Origin of the sequence: Anaeromassilibacillus senegalensis (assembly GCF_001261775.1) — a bacterium.
Classification (GTDB): Bacteria; Bacillota; Clostridia; order Oscillospirales; family Acutalibacteraceae; genus Anaeromassilibacillus; species Anaeromassilibacillus senegalensis.
Genome location: NZ_LN868536.1, coordinates 503,553 through 518,190 on the forward strand (window position 1 = coordinate 503,553; position 14,638 = coordinate 518,190).

General features: G+C 52.6%; 14 protein-coding genes. 9 read left to right on the top strand and 5 right to left on the bottom strand.

The features are described from left to right. Nucleotides 1–29 precede the first annotated feature (29 nt). From BN2106_RS04485 to BN2106_RS04500, 4 genes are all read right to left on the bottom strand, one after another. Nucleotides 30–794 carry a DUF4261 domain-containing protein gene (locus BN2106_RS04485; protein WP_050697365.1) on the bottom strand — a complete coding sequence of 255 codons (765 nt, stop codon included), beginning with the start codon at nucleotides 792–794 and terminating at the stop codon, nucleotides 30–32. Nucleotides 795–901: 107 nt separating this feature from the next. Further along, nucleotides 902–2,434, bottom strand: coding sequence for a YifB family Mg chelatase-like AAA ATPase (locus BN2106_RS04490; protein ID WP_050697366.1), 1,533 nt, complete (start codon nucleotides 2,432–2,434; stop codon nucleotides 902–904). Between the two features lie 102 nt (nucleotides 2,435–2,536). Further along, nucleotides 2,537–3,007: an NADH-quinone oxidoreductase subunit NuoE family protein gene (locus BN2106_RS04495; protein WP_050697367.1), complete on the bottom strand. Its 471-nt coding sequence runs from the start codon at nucleotides 3,005–3,007 to the stop codon at nucleotides 2,537–2,539. Between the two features lie 1,200 nt (nucleotides 3,008–4,207). Further along, nucleotides 4,208–4,912 carry a putative ABC transporter permease gene (locus tag BN2106_RS04500; RefSeq protein ID WP_330379763.1) on the bottom strand — a complete coding sequence of 235 codons (705 nt, stop codon included), beginning with the start codon at nucleotides 4,910–4,912 and terminating at the stop codon, nucleotides 4,208–4,210. A 277-nt stretch (nucleotides 4,913–5,189) separates the two neighbouring features. Between BN2106_RS04500 and BN2106_RS04505 the strand changes: the two genes are divergently transcribed. The 9 genes from BN2106_RS04505 (at nucleotide 5,190) to BN2106_RS04545 (ending at nucleotide 14,305) form a co-directional block, all read left to right on the top strand. Beyond that, nucleotides 5,190–5,786: a sigma-70 family RNA polymerase sigma factor gene (locus BN2106_RS04505; protein WP_050697368.1), complete on the top strand. Its 597-nt coding sequence runs from the start codon at nucleotides 5,190–5,192 to the stop codon at nucleotides 5,784–5,786. Between the two features lie 102 nt (nucleotides 5,787–5,888). Further along, a complete protein-coding gene (locus tag BN2106_RS04510; protein ID WP_050697369.1) occupies nucleotides 5,889–6,164 on the top strand; it encodes a zinc-ribbon domain containing protein in 276 nt (91 codons plus the stop codon). A 176-nt stretch (nucleotides 6,165–6,340) separates the two neighbouring features. Next, nucleotides 6,341–6,544, top strand: coding sequence for a DUF1858 domain-containing protein (locus BN2106_RS04515; protein WP_050697370.1), 204 nt, complete (start codon nucleotides 6,341–6,343; stop codon nucleotides 6,542–6,544). A gap of 72 nt (nucleotides 6,545–6,616) precedes the next feature. Further along, entirely contained in the window at nucleotides 6,617–7,324 is a 708-nt protein-coding gene (locus BN2106_RS04520) for a class I SAM-dependent methyltransferase (protein ID WP_050697371.1), read from the top strand. After that, on the top strand, nucleotides 7,321–8,091 hold the full coding sequence (locus tag BN2106_RS04525; RefSeq protein ID WP_050697372.1) for a Nif3-like dinuclear metal center hexameric protein: 771 nt from the start codon (nucleotides 7,321–7,323) through the stop codon (nucleotides 8,089–8,091). Before BN2106_RS04520 ends, BN2106_RS04525 begins: the two co-directional genes overlap by 4 nt. Before the next feature lie 51 nt (nucleotides 8,092–8,142). After that, nucleotides 8,143–9,897 (top strand): Rqc2 family fibronectin-binding protein, encoded by a 1,755-nt coding sequence (locus BN2106_RS04530; RefSeq protein WP_330379765.1) that lies wholly within the window; start codon nucleotides 8,143–8,145, stop codon nucleotides 9,895–9,897. Between the two features lie 151 nt (nucleotides 9,898–10,048). After that, the gene (locus tag BN2106_RS04535; RefSeq protein ID WP_050697374.1) at nucleotides 10,049–11,608 is read left to right on the top strand and encodes an O-antigen ligase family protein; all 1,560 of its coding nucleotides are present in this window, start codon (nucleotides 10,049–10,051) and stop codon (nucleotides 11,606–11,608) included. 18 nt (nucleotides 11,609–11,626) lie between these two features. Then, a complete protein-coding gene (locus BN2106_RS16915) occupies nucleotides 11,627–12,859 on the top strand; it encodes a glycosyltransferase (protein WP_050697375.1) in 1,233 nt (410 codons plus the stop codon). Between the two features lie 63 nt (nucleotides 12,860–12,922). Then, on the top strand, nucleotides 12,923–14,305 hold the full coding sequence (locus BN2106_RS04545; RefSeq protein ID WP_050697376.1) for a lipopolysaccharide biosynthesis protein: 1,383 nt from the start codon (nucleotides 12,923–12,925) through the stop codon (nucleotides 14,303–14,305). Between the two features lie 54 nt (nucleotides 14,306–14,359). On the opposite strand, the gene BN2106_RS04550 is transcribed toward BN2106_RS04545, so the two are convergent. Next, nucleotides 14,360–14,560 carry a hypothetical protein gene (locus BN2106_RS04550; protein ID WP_050697377.1) on the bottom strand — a complete coding sequence of 67 codons (201 nt, stop codon included), beginning with the start codon at nucleotides 14,558–14,560 and terminating at the stop codon, nucleotides 14,360–14,362. Between the last annotated feature and the right edge of the window lie 78 nt (nucleotides 14,561–14,638).

The window sequence follows — 14,638 nt, forward strand, 5'->3', positions numbered from 1 at the left end:
TATGTCTGAAGCTCATTTAGTATTTGTGTTCAAAAACCGATTTTTAATGTTTTGCCATCCAGGGCCTGTCCTTCAGATTTTTGAATCGGCAATTTCTGCTCTTCCGAGAACCCAATGGTTTCGCCGTCCTGCAACAGCACATCTTCCTCAATTACATAACTGGCGATACCCGTCAGCAGTTCCATCACTTCCTGTGCGGGGTGCGGGCTGTCGAGAATTTCGATTTCGTCCTTGCAAAAGCAATGCATTCCATAGGTGTATGCACAAACAGTCTTTCCTTTGTCCCGGCTGTATAAACCGAAGAACACCAAATTCATGATGGGGAACAGGCTGTTGTTCAGGTATCCTTCTGCAAAATCAATGTAAAAATCAGGCGCCAACACGCTTCCCAGGGTGTTGATGGCCGTGGCGTTTTTTTGTTTGAGACAGGAGGAACCCAGTTTTACCATAACAATGCCCGCTTGGGCCAGAGATTGCCCTTGCGGCAGTACGGCCACCAGCAGGTGAGCCCTGTGCGCCTCTGCCACGGATACCGCTTCCGGCCAGCGAAAATTGGTCCTGGCATTCTCGACAGCTTCCTCATTGGGAACAGGCGCGGGCATGAGGCTCACGGTGGCCGTCATGCCGTCGATCGTGCAGACGACCGTGTCGTTTTCCCATGTGAGGTCGTCGTCCGCGACATCGATTCCCCAGTCGTTTTTTAAGTCGGAAAGCAGCTTTTCCATGTCAAAAGCGACGCTGTTTAACAGAATAAAGCTTACAAAGGGTCCGCCTTCCCTGTGTTCGTTTTTCATATGGCACACTCCTGTAGAAAGTTTGTATCGCTCACGATAAAGGATTTGCATCCAGTTTACCGTGGATCCTTTCCCTTGTCAAATAGCGGTGGGATGTTGTGCCAGTTTTACAGCTCCCGCATCCAATACTTCCGGTCTAAACTGCGGTACTGAACGGCTTCTGCCGCGTGAATGACGTCGATTACTTCGCTGCGGTCCAGATCCGCGATGGTACGTGCCACTTTGAGCACACGGTCGTAGGCGCGGGCGGAAAGCCCCATGGTATCGAACGCCTTTTTCAGGAGCCGCCGGGCGGCGTCGCTCAATGGGCAGAAAGTGTGCAGGAGGTCCGGGGTGATTCGGGCATTGCAGGGGATGCCGGTTCCCTGAAAGCGCTCGTTTTGAATTTGGCGCGCCGCATTGACGCGGGCCTGAATCGCAGCAGAGGATTCTGCTCTTTCATCGGAATCTAATGCGTCAAATTCCACGGCGGGAACCTCAATATGTAAATCCAGCCGGTCCAGCAGAGGTCCGCTGACCCGCGAGAGATAGCGGGAAACGGCACTGGAACTGCAGATGCACGGCTTGGAGGGGTGGCCAAAATATCCGCAGGGGCAGGGGTTCATTGCGGCGACCAGCATCACGCTGCACGGGTAGGATACGGAGCCTGTAGCGCGGGAAATGGAAACCCGGCCGTCTTCTATGGGCTGCCGCAGGACCTCCATAGCGCTCCGGGAAAATTCCGGCAGTTCGTCCAAAAACAGAACGCCGTTATGTGCCAATGAAAGCTCGCCGGGGCGGGGGATGCGTCCACCGCCGGAGAGCCCGGCAGGTGAGACGGTGTGGTGTGGCGAACGGAATGGACGGGTCTGTACCATGGAGGAGCCGCCGGGCAGAGCGCCGGCGATGGAGTGGATTTTGGTCGTTTCAATGCACTCGTCAAAGGTCATGTCCGGCAGGATGGAGGGAAGGCGTTTGGCAAGCATGCTTTTGCCGGAGCCGGGCGGCCCAATTAGAATCGCGTTATGCATACCGGCTGCCGCGATTTCCAGCGCGCGCTTGGCGTCTTCCTGTCCGCGGACGTCTGCAAAATCCGGGCGGACAAAGGTGCCTTCTGCCGAAGGCTGCTGTGGGCGCGCGGGAATCAGCTGGATTTGTCCGGTTAAATGAGAAAGTAAGGAAGAAAGATCGCGGACAGGGTAGACCTCCAATCCCTGGACCACCGCACCCTCCGCGGCGTTCTTTTCCGGGACATAGAATCGGCGGAATCCGGCTTCCCGCGCGTGGATCGCCATGGGAAGGATGCCCTTTACGGGGCGTACTTCGCCGGAGAGAGAAAGCTCGCCAATGAATGCGCTGTCTTCTACATTGGCATCCAATTGGCCGGAGGCACGCAGCAGTGCGATCATCAGCGGCAGGTCGTAGAGCGTCCCTTCCTTCCGTTTGTCCGCAGGAGCCAGATTGACGGTAATGCGGCTGACGGGAAACCGGAACCCCATGTTTTTCAATGCGGCACGTACCCGGTCGCGGGCTTCCCGCACGGCGGCATCCGGCAGGCCGACAATCTCAAACGCGGGCAGGCCGGAGGAAAGATCTGCTTCCGCCTCCACCACAAAGGCATCCATCCCGTACAGGCCCATGCTGTATACTTTTGAAACCATATCTTGACTTACCAACTTTCTCCATTTCTTGCGTTTTGATTATACTACAGGCACGGCATGATCACGCAAAAAGGCGGAGAAAATTCACCTGATTGGAGAGACTCAGGAATATTTTTTTAAAATCTGCGGAATGTCCACGGGTTTTAAGCTCGGATACAAAACACCGTCGATCGTGGCGTTGGGTGCGGTGCCACACTTTTTCAGGCAGTTTTGCGTACGCAGACGGAATCTTCCGTCTTCAGTTGTCTCACCGGGATGAATATGAAGCGCATCTTCAAAAGACTGTAAAACACGCGCGCCATTTTTGGCGGAACAGCGTGGACCGGTGCATACGACGATTTCATGCCGGGCAGCGGATTCCTTTAATCCCGGAATCCGCTTGACCAACGCCGCGATCAGGGACAGCGGCGTCCCGGCAAGGGCCGCGATCTCCTCCTGTTTTTCCTTTGGAATATATCCATAGATTTCCTGTGTTTCCCGCAGGAAGGCGATCAGGGTTTGCTGGTCGCCGGGCGTGAGCGCGGATTGGTAATATTGTACGGCTTTCTGAAAAGCGCATTCTTGTTCGTTCATTGAGAGCTCCTTTATCAAGAAATGTTTGTTTAATGATGTAGAAATAAAATGCAGGTGGAAATATAAATTATATATCTGAATTAATTTAGGAACCGGGCCGCAATAAAAACGGCGGTTATCCGATACCTGATGCGAAACTGTTTTATGAGCTGGATACGGTAGCCTTTGCAGGGGATGGATCAGAAGGGGATCTTTTCCAGATCACCAGCGTCTCCGGCTTAAAGGAACTGGCGTGCAAAATCAATAGCTGTAATAGGACACGAGTGGAAAATACTTTCGGCGTGACAACGAATATTGTGCTCACCAGTGAAAACAACCATACGCCGATCGTAGCGAGGAGAAAAATTTCGAGGCATGTTTGATCGCGGTTTTCACACCATGCGGGCATGCTCATTGATACGACAGGGATAACACAGGGCCTGTTCGGATTTGCGGGAGCGGCACCTTGAAAATGCGGACGTTGTTGGTGCATAGACCAAGTGAGATTGCGCGGCGTCCCAGAAGATTGCAGAATGTCTGTTTAAAAAGAATGTACGAAAACAGCGTTTATGACCGGAAGAAATGCTTGTCTAAGAGCGTTGCTTTCCCATTTTAAATGGTTTGCTTTAAGTAGTCTATTATATATCGGATACTACAACAGACTTTTCTTTGTGTTTCCTGAATCAAACTTGGATACGAAGAGACAGTGCGAATCGAAAGCGTACACAAAATTCCCAGGAGATTCGCACTTGGAAACAGCGTTTTCCGCTATCATTAAAGTTGCATTTTCACATGGATTAAGATAAGATAAAATATATAAAAATACATTTTTGCAAGAGTTGTACAAGTTTTTGCAGTTTGTATTTGGTGTATTTTGCTGTCAGCGTCCATGCGACGCTGTGGGTTGAAATTATCGTGTAGATGCGCTTGCCGTCCGGGATGGTGGGTCAGCGTCCGTGCGACGCTGTGGGTTGAAATGAGTTGGCAAAGGAGGAAGCACGGTGGATTTTTGTCAGCGTCCGTGCGACGCTGTGGGTTGAAATGGAGCGTTTGAATCGTTAAAATGTTAGGTGCAGAGGTCAGCGTCCGTGCGACGCTATGGATCGAAATCGGCCTGACGTAGTTTACCCCATGGTGTCAGGCCAGTATACTCATTGACGCCACAACATAGAGAACCCCCGCTCCATATGTTCTTACACAACAGAGCGGGGGTCCTATCATCTATCCGGCCAGCTGCATATTGGGATAGACCTTTTTTAAATAGTCGTCCGTATAGTGTTCATCCAGAAAAGCGGAGACCGGATTGCTGGCGGGTATCCCCAAATGGCGGTTGGTTTGCCGGCGCACAGCCGCGGCGGAAATCACAATGTCGAAAATCATAAAGGCGATCAGCACCCACGCGATTGCTTTTCCCGGCCGGTTTGGAATTTTTTCAATCAGGTTGGTCAGGAAGGGAAGGGTATGCGTCAAGAATATCAGCCCTAAAATGCCCCAGCATACGGAATAAAAAACATTGGTCCGCCCGTGTATATTCAGCGGGGAGTCACTGTACTCCCAGGAGACGGTACCAAAGAGCACCTGTTGCAGCAGCGAGCAGACGTATTCAAATGTGCCGCCGATTACACCGCTTGCAATAAAGATAACAAAACTGCTGGAATGGCGGAATCGGTAGAGCAATACGGTAAAGATAATGGCTCCCATTCCGTAAACCGGGCTGAACGGACCGTAAATCAGGCCCTGGCGGCTTTCAAAATAACCCAGCCGCAGGTAACACCACAGCATTTCCACACAATAGCCGACGATACAGCCGATGATAAAAATAAACGCGAGTTTATAGAAATTGAGTCCATGTGCAAAAGAATCTTTACGGCCTTCCATTTGTGCACGGCCGTGTACTTTTTCTTCTTTCGTTCCAAACCGTTTCATGAAGCACCTCTTTCTGCGTCAATTTTCCAAAATCCAATATGAAATTCATCATAGCATAAAAACAATGCAGTTGCAAAGCATGCGAAGAATTAAATGCAGCGAATCATAAACAGCCCAAAAACTGGCTGAGAGGGAGGCGAAAAATAAAAGAACAGGTCGCATTGACGAAATAAAACAAATATATTTTTTTCATATGTAAAATATTTGTTGACTTCACAGAGAGAATGCGGTATGATATAGGAGTCATAAAAAACGTAGGTTTCATGAGGTGTTTGGTTTGACGGAAGAAGTCCATATGCAGTCGTTGGAAGAGTATACGGACGGTCAGCTGATTTCTCTCATGAAGAATGGAAATTCCGATGCGTTTCTGGAGTTGACAACCCGCTATATGTCTTTAATCAGGACAAAAGCGGCGCCGTTTCACAGCACGATGCTGGAGGCTGACGATCTGTGTCAGGAAGGCCTGATGGGCCTGCTGGATGCAGCGCAGAGCTATCAGGAAAACGGTGGGGCAAGTTTCCGCACCTATGCGGGAGTTTGCATTGGCAACCGGATTATTATGGCATACCGGTGGGCTGCCGGGAGAAAGAACCTTCCTTTGAATAACTTTGTCTCTCTCAGTGAGAAAGGTGGAGTAGAGGAAATTTCTTTACAGGCGGCGGATAATCCGGAAGAAAAGCTGATGAATCACGAGCGGTTTCAACTGCTCAAGCAGTACATTGGCCGCAACTTATCTAAAATGGAACACCAGGTGCTTATGCTTTATTTGGGCGGTTACAGTTATCATGAGATTGCCGAATCTCTTCACATTACCTCAAAAGCTGCAGATAACGCCCTGCAACGTGTGCGCCGCAAATTGAAAGAACCGTTTTAGTTAGTCCATATGCCCAGCTCAAGAGGAGCGTTGTTCATTACAAAGGCGCGGTGCAAATCCGGCAAGGGCAAAATATCTATAATCTGAAGCGAGGTATATCAAATGTACGAAGACAAGACTCTCATCTGCAAAGAATGTGGCGCTGAATTCGTTTTCACCGCTGGCGAACAGGAATTCTATGCTTCCAAGGGATTCGTTAACGAGCCCCAGAGATGCAAATCCTGCCGTGATGCCCGTAAAAATGCTGCAAAACCTGAGCGCGAAATGTACACTGCTACTTGCGCCAGCTGCGGCTGTGAGGCAAAGGTTCCCTTTAAGCCCCGTGAAGACCGTCCTGTATATTGCAGCGAGTGCTTTGCAAAGATGAGGGAAGAATAATATAATTCTTTACGTATGAGACGCAGGTGCTCCGGAGTGATCCGGGGCACCTTTCTTTATATCTATGCGGCGCAGAGGCGCTTCATTTGTAAATTTATGTCCGTTCTTCGTATTGCATTCTATCTGGCTGGGTATTATAATAAAAACATCAATTTATGCGGACGGAGGAACGTTTCATGGCTGCAATTACAAAAGAGACAATTATTGGGGATATTCTGGATATGGACAAGACCACAGCTCCTTTCTTTTTGGAAATGGGCATGCATTGCCTGGGTTGTCCGGCTTCCCGTGGGGAATCCTTGGAGCAGGCCTGCATGGTGCATGGTGTTAACGTGGACGAAATGGTCCAAAAGTTGAACGCGCATCTGGCCGGCAAATAAATAAACCCTGTGTGCGCCGCCCGTCAACCTATTTGGCGGGCGGCAATTTCATTTTCTGAAGGAGGTACGGCGATGCCGCACCCACTGTTTTCATTGGGAGCCCGTCTGGCGCTTTGTGCGTCCATGGTGCGTCCCGGGGTCAAGCTCGCGGATATCGGAACAGATCATGCGTATTTACCCATCTGGCTGGCGAGGCAGGGAATGATTTCCCGCGCGATCGCGGCGGATGTGCGGCTGGACCCGCTTCGTTCCGCCGAACGCAATATCCGCAAATACCATGTGGAGGACACGGTTTCCGCACGGCTGTCCGACGGACTGAGCGTGATCTTTCCCCATGAGGCGGACGACATCGTAATGGCCGGCATGGGCGGAGAGCTGATGATACGTCTGATTGAAACGGCTCCATGGCTGAAAAATGAAGAAAAGCGGTTGATTTTGCAGCCAATGACCTCTGCGGAGGATTTGCGCCGGTCTCTCGAGCGGGAAGGGTATGCTGTTTTACAGGAAAAGGCGGTCGAAGAGGACGGCCATGTGTACTCGGTGATGCAGGCCATGTATGATCCGGCGCAGGCCGGCGGCGGTCCGCTCTATCCTTATATTGGAAAATTGCAGGCGGATACGGAAGCGGCGCGGACCTACATAGCCAAATGTGCCGCACGGCTGTCCAAGAAGGCGGACGGTATGGCGATTTCCGGCCAGGTACAGACGGCGGCGCAATTGCGGGAAGTTTTGCACGGGCTGAATGCCCTGCTCGACCAATCAAAAGGAGGGTCACAATGATTACTGTCGGCGATTTTTATGATTTTATAGATGGGTTTGCCCCGTTCCACACGGCAATGGGGTTTGACAATCCCGGCCTGCTGGTGGGGGGCCGCGGCGCTTCCGTGCGCAAAGTTTTGTTTGCTCTGGATATTACGCCGGAGGTGGTGCATGAAGCTGTTGCAATGGATGCGCAGCTGATCGTCAGCCATCACCCGGTCATTTTTGAACCGCTGAAAAGCCTGGCTTTTGGTTCCGCTCCGTATCTGCTGGCGCAGAATGGAATTGCGGCGATCTGTGCGCATACCAACCTCGACATGGCGCAGGGCGGCGTCAATACCTGCCTGGCGGAACGGTTACAGTTGAAAAACGTGCGTATGCTGAAGGAATACGAGCACAGCGGTCTTCCAGAGGGCTTGGTTGGGGAGACCGACCGTCCCTATTCGCCGGAGGAATTCGCGGCCTTTGTCAAACAGGCGCTGGGGTGTGATGGGTTGAAATATACGGACGGAGGCCGGGAAATCACCACAGTGGGCCTCTGCGGCGGTTCCGGCGCTTACCTGTTCCCAGAGGCGGCGGTAAAGGGCGCACAGGCGATGGTTACCGCGGATACCAAGCACAACCAGCTTCTGGAGGCGGAGGACATGGGGATGACGCTTGTGGACGCGGGACATTTTTATACGGAGGACGTGGTGATCCAGCCGCTGCTGGAGCGGATGCAGGCGGCTTTCCCGGGCGTTGAAATGAATAAATCCGTGCGGATGCACAGCCCGGCAAAATTCCTGTAACAGCCCGTCCCATATGAAAGGACTGATCAAATGGCTCTGGATGGAGCATTTTTGAGACATATTAAAAAAGAAATTGAAGAGGCGGCAATTGGTGCGCGTGTGGATAAAATCTATCAGCCCAACCGGGAAGAGATGGTCTTTGCATTGCGTACCCGCACCGATTCTTACAAGCTGCTGCTTTCCGCGCGCGCCAACAGCGCCCGCATTCATTTTACCCGCTTTGTGCCGGAGAACCCCAAGGTGCCTCCCATGCTCTGCATGCTGCTGCGCAAGCGCCTATCCGGCGCGAAGCTGGCGGCGGTGCGCCAGCCCGCATTGGAGCGTCTGCTGCTGCTGGATTTTGACGCGGTCAATGAGTTGGGGGACGAGGTGCGTCTCACACTGGCAGTTGAGATCATGGGCCGCTACAGCAATATCATCCTGGTGGATGAGAACGGAAAAATTGTCGATGCCCTCAAACGCGTCGACGCGGAAATGTCTTCCGAGCGGCTGGTGCTGCCGGGGTTGACTTATCTGCTGCCTCCGCCGCAAAATAAGCTCTGTCTGTTAGAGGTGGAACCGCAGGCGGTTTTGGACCGGCTGCATGCACTGCCTGCCAATACGGCGCTTTCCAAGGCGCTGCTTTCCGCGATGCAGGGCGTGTCTCCCGTGGTCTGCCGGGAGATCGAGCATGTGACAGGGCGCGGCTTGGATTTGTGCACACAGGATATGACGGAGGAGCAATGGGACCGGCTGCGGTTCTTTTTAAACCGCATGGCGGAGACCGTCCAAAACAGCGGCGGCGCGCCGTATATGGTGACCAGCCTGGAGCATAAGCCGATGGATTTTTCCTTTATGAATATCACGCAGTACGGCACCGCGGCGGTGGTTACCAGGCAGGAACATTTTTCGGAATTGCTGGACGCCTTCTACGCGGGCAGGGACCGGTTGGAGCGCATGCGGGCGCGTTCGCAGGATTTGCTGCGTGTGCTGTCCAATGCGTCGGACCGTCTGAGCCGGAAGATCAACCTGCAGCGCGCGGAGCTGGAGCGCTGCGCGGAACGCGATCATCTGCGTGTCTGCGGCGACCTGATCAGCGCCAGCATGTACCAGATTGAAAAAGGACAGACCAGCGTGGAGCTGCAAAACTTTTACGATGAAGCGGCTCCGATACTGAAAATCAAGCTGGACCCGGCACTGACGCCCGCTCAGAACGCGCAGAAGTACTACAAGGCGTACCGCAAGGCGCGCACGGCGGAGGAAAAACTGACGGAGCAGATACAGCAGGCGCAGCAGGAGCTGGAATATCTGGATACCGTATTTGAGGAGTTGAGCCGCGCGTCGGTGGAACGCGATCTTTCCGAAATTCGCCTGGAGCTGGTGGAACAGGGGTATATCCGTGCACAAAAGAGCAGGCAAAAGCCGCCTGCCGCCGCCGCTCCCCTGGAGTTTACCTCCAGTGACGGGTTCCGTATTTTAGTAGGCCGCAACAATCGTCAAAACGACCGGCTGACCATGAAGGAAGCCAATAACAACGATCTGTGGCTGCACACCAAAAATATTCCAGGCTCCCATACGATTCTGGTGACGGAGGGGCGCGAGCCGAGCGAAACCGCAATCCGGGAAGCGGCGCTGTTAGCAGCCGCGCACAGCCGGGGCAGGGAGTCCTCCCAGGTGCCGGTGGATTACACACAGGTGCGCCATGTCAGCAAGCCCTCCGGCGCGAAGCCCGGCATGGTGATCTATGTCGATTACAATACCATCTATGTGACGCCGGACCGCGACTTTGTGGAGCATTTGAAACAGGAAGAAGCCAAACGCCGTTGACGCGGATTTTCCTCTATTTGACAGGATTTGCGGGTAGATGCTATAATTGCATTCATATTTGCGGCAAAAAAAGCGGCGACGCTGTGGGCCGTTCTGGCGCATAGCAGCGCGGCGGTTTACAGGAGAACGCATAGGAACTTGGAGGATACTTATGAGCAATCAGAGTGAAAGAACCGGCAACATACTGGAGAAGGCCGCCGATGTGGTTGCCGACCTGATGCAGAGCATTTTTTTATTTCTATTAAAACCCTTTGTACCGCTTGCGCGCAGGATGAGCGACAAAGTAAAGGGTTTTTTAATCAGCGCTTCTTTTTTTATCATGATGGTTATCATATATCTGGAACATACCAACATCACCAATTTGATTTTGGGGGCGCTGCCGCTGCCGTCCATTATTAAATACGTCTTTTTTGACCTGGTCTGCTGTGTGCTGATGGCGGTCATTGCAGTGGCGTCCATCCGGGGCCCCTTGCAGAAAAAGCGCTGCAATGCGATGATGACGCTGCTTTGGACGGGCATGTGTGTGTTCTTTTTGGTTTCCGCGATTTACACTTCCTTGGATTGGGCGGCGATCAGCATTATCTTTGCGTTTGTATTCCCCTGCGTCTTCTTTATTTGGAATAACCGGGGGGATTACGGCACGCTGTTTTCTCTGTTTACGCGCGGCGTGGTGGTTTTCAATATGATCTTTTTTGTGGCCAGTATTCTGCTGAGCCCGATCACAGGCAGCCAGTACCGCGCCATGTTCACCAATTCCAATTCGCTGGGGCAGTACCTGTCCTTCACCATGCCGCTGTTTCTGATTCAGTACACGCTGGCTTGGAAGAAGGACGAACAGCGGACCTTTACCCCGGCGCCAGAAGGTCTGCACATCAAGCACCCGATCATGACGCTGAATTTTGTGGCGCTCTATCTGCATGAGCGCAGCGAGCGCGTCTGGTCGCTGATCGGCCTCGGCACGGCAGCGGCTTTTGTGCTGTTCAGCCGTTCCCGTACGGCATTTATTGCCTTTATCGTGTCTTTTGCCCTGTGGTTTGTTCTCCATTTTCTGGTGGAACACGGCAGGGAAGGGCTGAAGGCCGTTAGCAAAATGATCCTGCGCCGGGTTCTGCCCATTGTTCTGGTTGTGGTGATCTGTGTGCCGGTGACGTTTGGTCTGGTTAAGTGCGGAACGTTTGCGGTCTATGCGTACGCCGCGACGAATCATCTGCTGCCGGACGAATACCAGTATTTAAATCCTTTTTTGAATCGAACCAAGCTGGATGATACAATTAATGACTTTAACGATCGTCTGGATATGGAGGGAAAAGACGCGGACCAGGTGAGCACCCACCGCACGACAATCTGGAACGCGTTTTTGAATCGCATCGAGCCGTTTGGTCATGAGCGCGGAAAAATCTATGTGCATGACTATGGGATTGCGGCGACAACGCACAACTGTATTATCCAGATTTTGTACGACAGCGGCATCTTTACAGCGCTGTTCTATTTTGCCATCAATGTGGCGGCAGGGTTCCGCGCGCTGCTGTATTTTCTGCGGCGTAGAAAAGGCGACCCGTATGCCATGTTCCCGGTGCTGATGATGCCGGGCTTTTTGGTGACGTCGCTGCTGGCCTCGTCCTATCCGCCGTTCGCTTACGGGGTCGCGCTGGCTTATTGGCTGGTTATGGTGCCGCTGTTTGAAAAAAAGATTGAGAAACTGGAAGGCTGATTGCTACAGGAGCGAATGATGAAAAAACTGGTTCTGATCACGGATCATTTTCCCTTTACGCGCGGGGAAATGCCTTTTGTCCTGCCGGAACTGGCGGTGACAGCGCAGCGGTTTGACATTACGCTGGTCTGCAAAAGCCCGGTGGAAAAGCAGGAATTTACATTGCCGGAGCGCATTCACGTCCGGCGTTACCATCGGGATGCAACGGCAGCGGATAAAATAAAAAACCTGTTGGGCTGCCTGTTCGATCGGGAGTATTACCGCAGCGTGTTTGGAAATAACCATGCGGAGGGAAGCTTCCGCGCGAGAGAAGCCGAAGTGCGCACCTTTCGCCTGTCGGCGCGCCTTTTCCAGCGGTATCTGGAGGAAGAGGGCTTTTTTACGGATGTCGAACATACCATATATTATTCCTACTGGTACAACTATGGCGCGCTGGCGCTTGCATTGGAAAAGAAAAAGCGTCCTGGTATGAAACTGATCACACGTACACATGGATACGACCTGTACCGGGAGCGTTCTCCGGGAGGTGTCCAGCCGTACAAGACGTTTATGGACGGCCAGATGGACGCGGTGTTTTTTGTCGCCCGTAAAGCGCGCGACTACTATCTGGAGCATTTTGCCACACAGAGCAAAGAACACTACAAGCTGGCGTATCTCGGCGTACCGGACAACGGCCTCAACCCGCCAGAAGAGGGGGAACCGGTCAGCCTTTTTTCCTGTTCCAACGTGATTCCGCTCAAGCGTATTTTTCTTTTGATTGAGGCGCTGGCGCTGCTGCCGGGCCGGAAAATCCGCTGGGTACACGCGGGCGGCGGTACGCAGGAAGAGGAAATGAAAACGCTGGCCAAACAGCGGCTGGGTGGCAACCCGAATATTTCCTACGCTTTTCTGGGTGCGGTGCAGAACCAGGAGATCATCCGATACTATCAGGAGCACCATGTGGACCTGTTTTTGACGGCTTCCCAGACGGAGGGCGGTTCTCCGGTTTCCATTATGGAGGCCTTTTCCTTCGGCGTGCCCGCGGTGGGAACCAGCGTGGGCGGTATTCCGGAGATGATCAACGCGGGAACGGGGTACCTGTTGGGCGAGAATCCCACCGCTCAGGAGATCGCAGACGCCATCTCCGCATATGCGGACGCGCCCGCGTCCAAGAAGACGGAACTGCGTTCCAATGCGCGCCAGATGTGGCATGCCTCATTTTATGATAAAGTCAACCATACGAAATTTGCAAAGGAATTGGAAAAGCTGTAATCGATCCGGGGCGTCCCGGCTTCAATCCGTATCCTGTTTGGGAACGAAAATACAGGAGGAAACGTGGATAAGTATAAGAAGCTCATATCCAATACCGTAATTTTTGCAATCGGCACCTTCAGTTCCAAGGTGCTGGTTTTCCTGTTGATGCCCTTGTATACCCGTGTTCTGACCAACGCGGAATACGGCGTCACCGACCTGATCATACAGACCGGGAACCTGCTGCTTCCATTGGTTTCTTTGGGCATTGTCAACGCAGTGCTTCGGTTCGGCCTGGAAAGGACTTCGCGCAAGAACGACGTGTTTACCACCGGCCTGCTGACCATCATGGGCGGGTTCGTCATCCTGCTGCTGTTCTGGCCGCTGCTGGACCGGCTGGAATTTATCTCCGGGCACACAGGGCTGATTTATATGTTTGTGCTGATGTCCACCCTGCGTTCCCTCTGCTCACAGTTTGTCCGCGCACGGGGACAGGTGCGGCTGTTTGCGGTGGACGGGATTCTCAGCACTGTGACGACCATCCTGTTTAATCTGCTGTTTCTGCTGGGGTTGCAATGGGGCGTATTCGGCTATGTACTGGCTATCGTCTGTTCCGACGCGCTCTCCGTGCTGTTCCTTTCCGTAAACGCGACCCTGTGGAAATATGTCCACATCCGCAGCATCCGGTGGCCCACGTCCCTGGCGATGCTGAAATATTCCGTCCCCTTGATTCCCAATACCATGCTTTGGTGGATCACCAACGTATCGGACCGCTATATCGTATCCTATATGCTGGGCAACGATGCGAACGGTCTTTATGCGGTCGCCTACAAGGTGCCTTCCATTGTGGTACTGGTGTCCGGTATCTTTATGGATGCATGGCAGATGTCCGCTGTCACAGAAACAAAGGGGCGGGAACGGTTCTTTACCAAAGTATTCCGCTGCTATTGTTCCCTGCTCTTTATAGTGGGTTCCGGCATTATTTTATTCTGCAAAGTGATTACAAAACTGCTGGTTTCCGACGCGTTCTATTCTTCGTGGAAGTACATTCCGTTTCTGGTGTTGGCAACGGTGTTTACCTGTATTGTAAATTTCCTCGGCAGCATCTATATGGTGGAGAAGAAGAGCATGCTGTCGCTGGCGACGACGACAGTGGGCGCGGCGAGCAATGTGGTGCTCAATTTTCTGCTGATCCCGCAATTTGGCGTCAATGGCGCGGCAGTTGCCACCTTTATCAGTTACTTGCTGGTATTTTTAATCCGTGCATGGGATACGCGGCGCTTTGTCAAGCTGCGGTACAGCGGCCTGCGATTGACGGTGAACACGGTACTATTGCTCCTGCAAAGTATCGTGATGATCTGGGAGGCGCCCTTCTGGATCGCCATCGAAATTTTCCTGACGGCGCTGATGATTGCAGCGAACGCAAATGAAATCTTAATCAACATTAAAAAGCTGCTGCGGCGGTAAAAAACCGGGCATGCTGGCGCATACCCGGTCCGGATGAGAAAAAGTACAGAGGAATTACGTGTGCTGCAAGCCGTCCGGCTGATTGTTTTCCGGCTGCGGAATAGCGTAGATGTCGGTGTACGCTTCCGCCTCAAAATCGTCTTCCGGTGCGAAGGGGATCAGGCCGGTGCAGTCCATATTGGAAGCGACGTTGTCGGTGCTGAAGAGAAACTCTTCCTTCGACAGGGGAGGCAGCTGTTTGTTTCTCGGTTCCATTGTTCTCGCTCCTTTCCGCGGGTAAATGTGCATTTGCGTTGTCGGAACGAATTTCAAAAGGACAATTTTTGAAAGGCC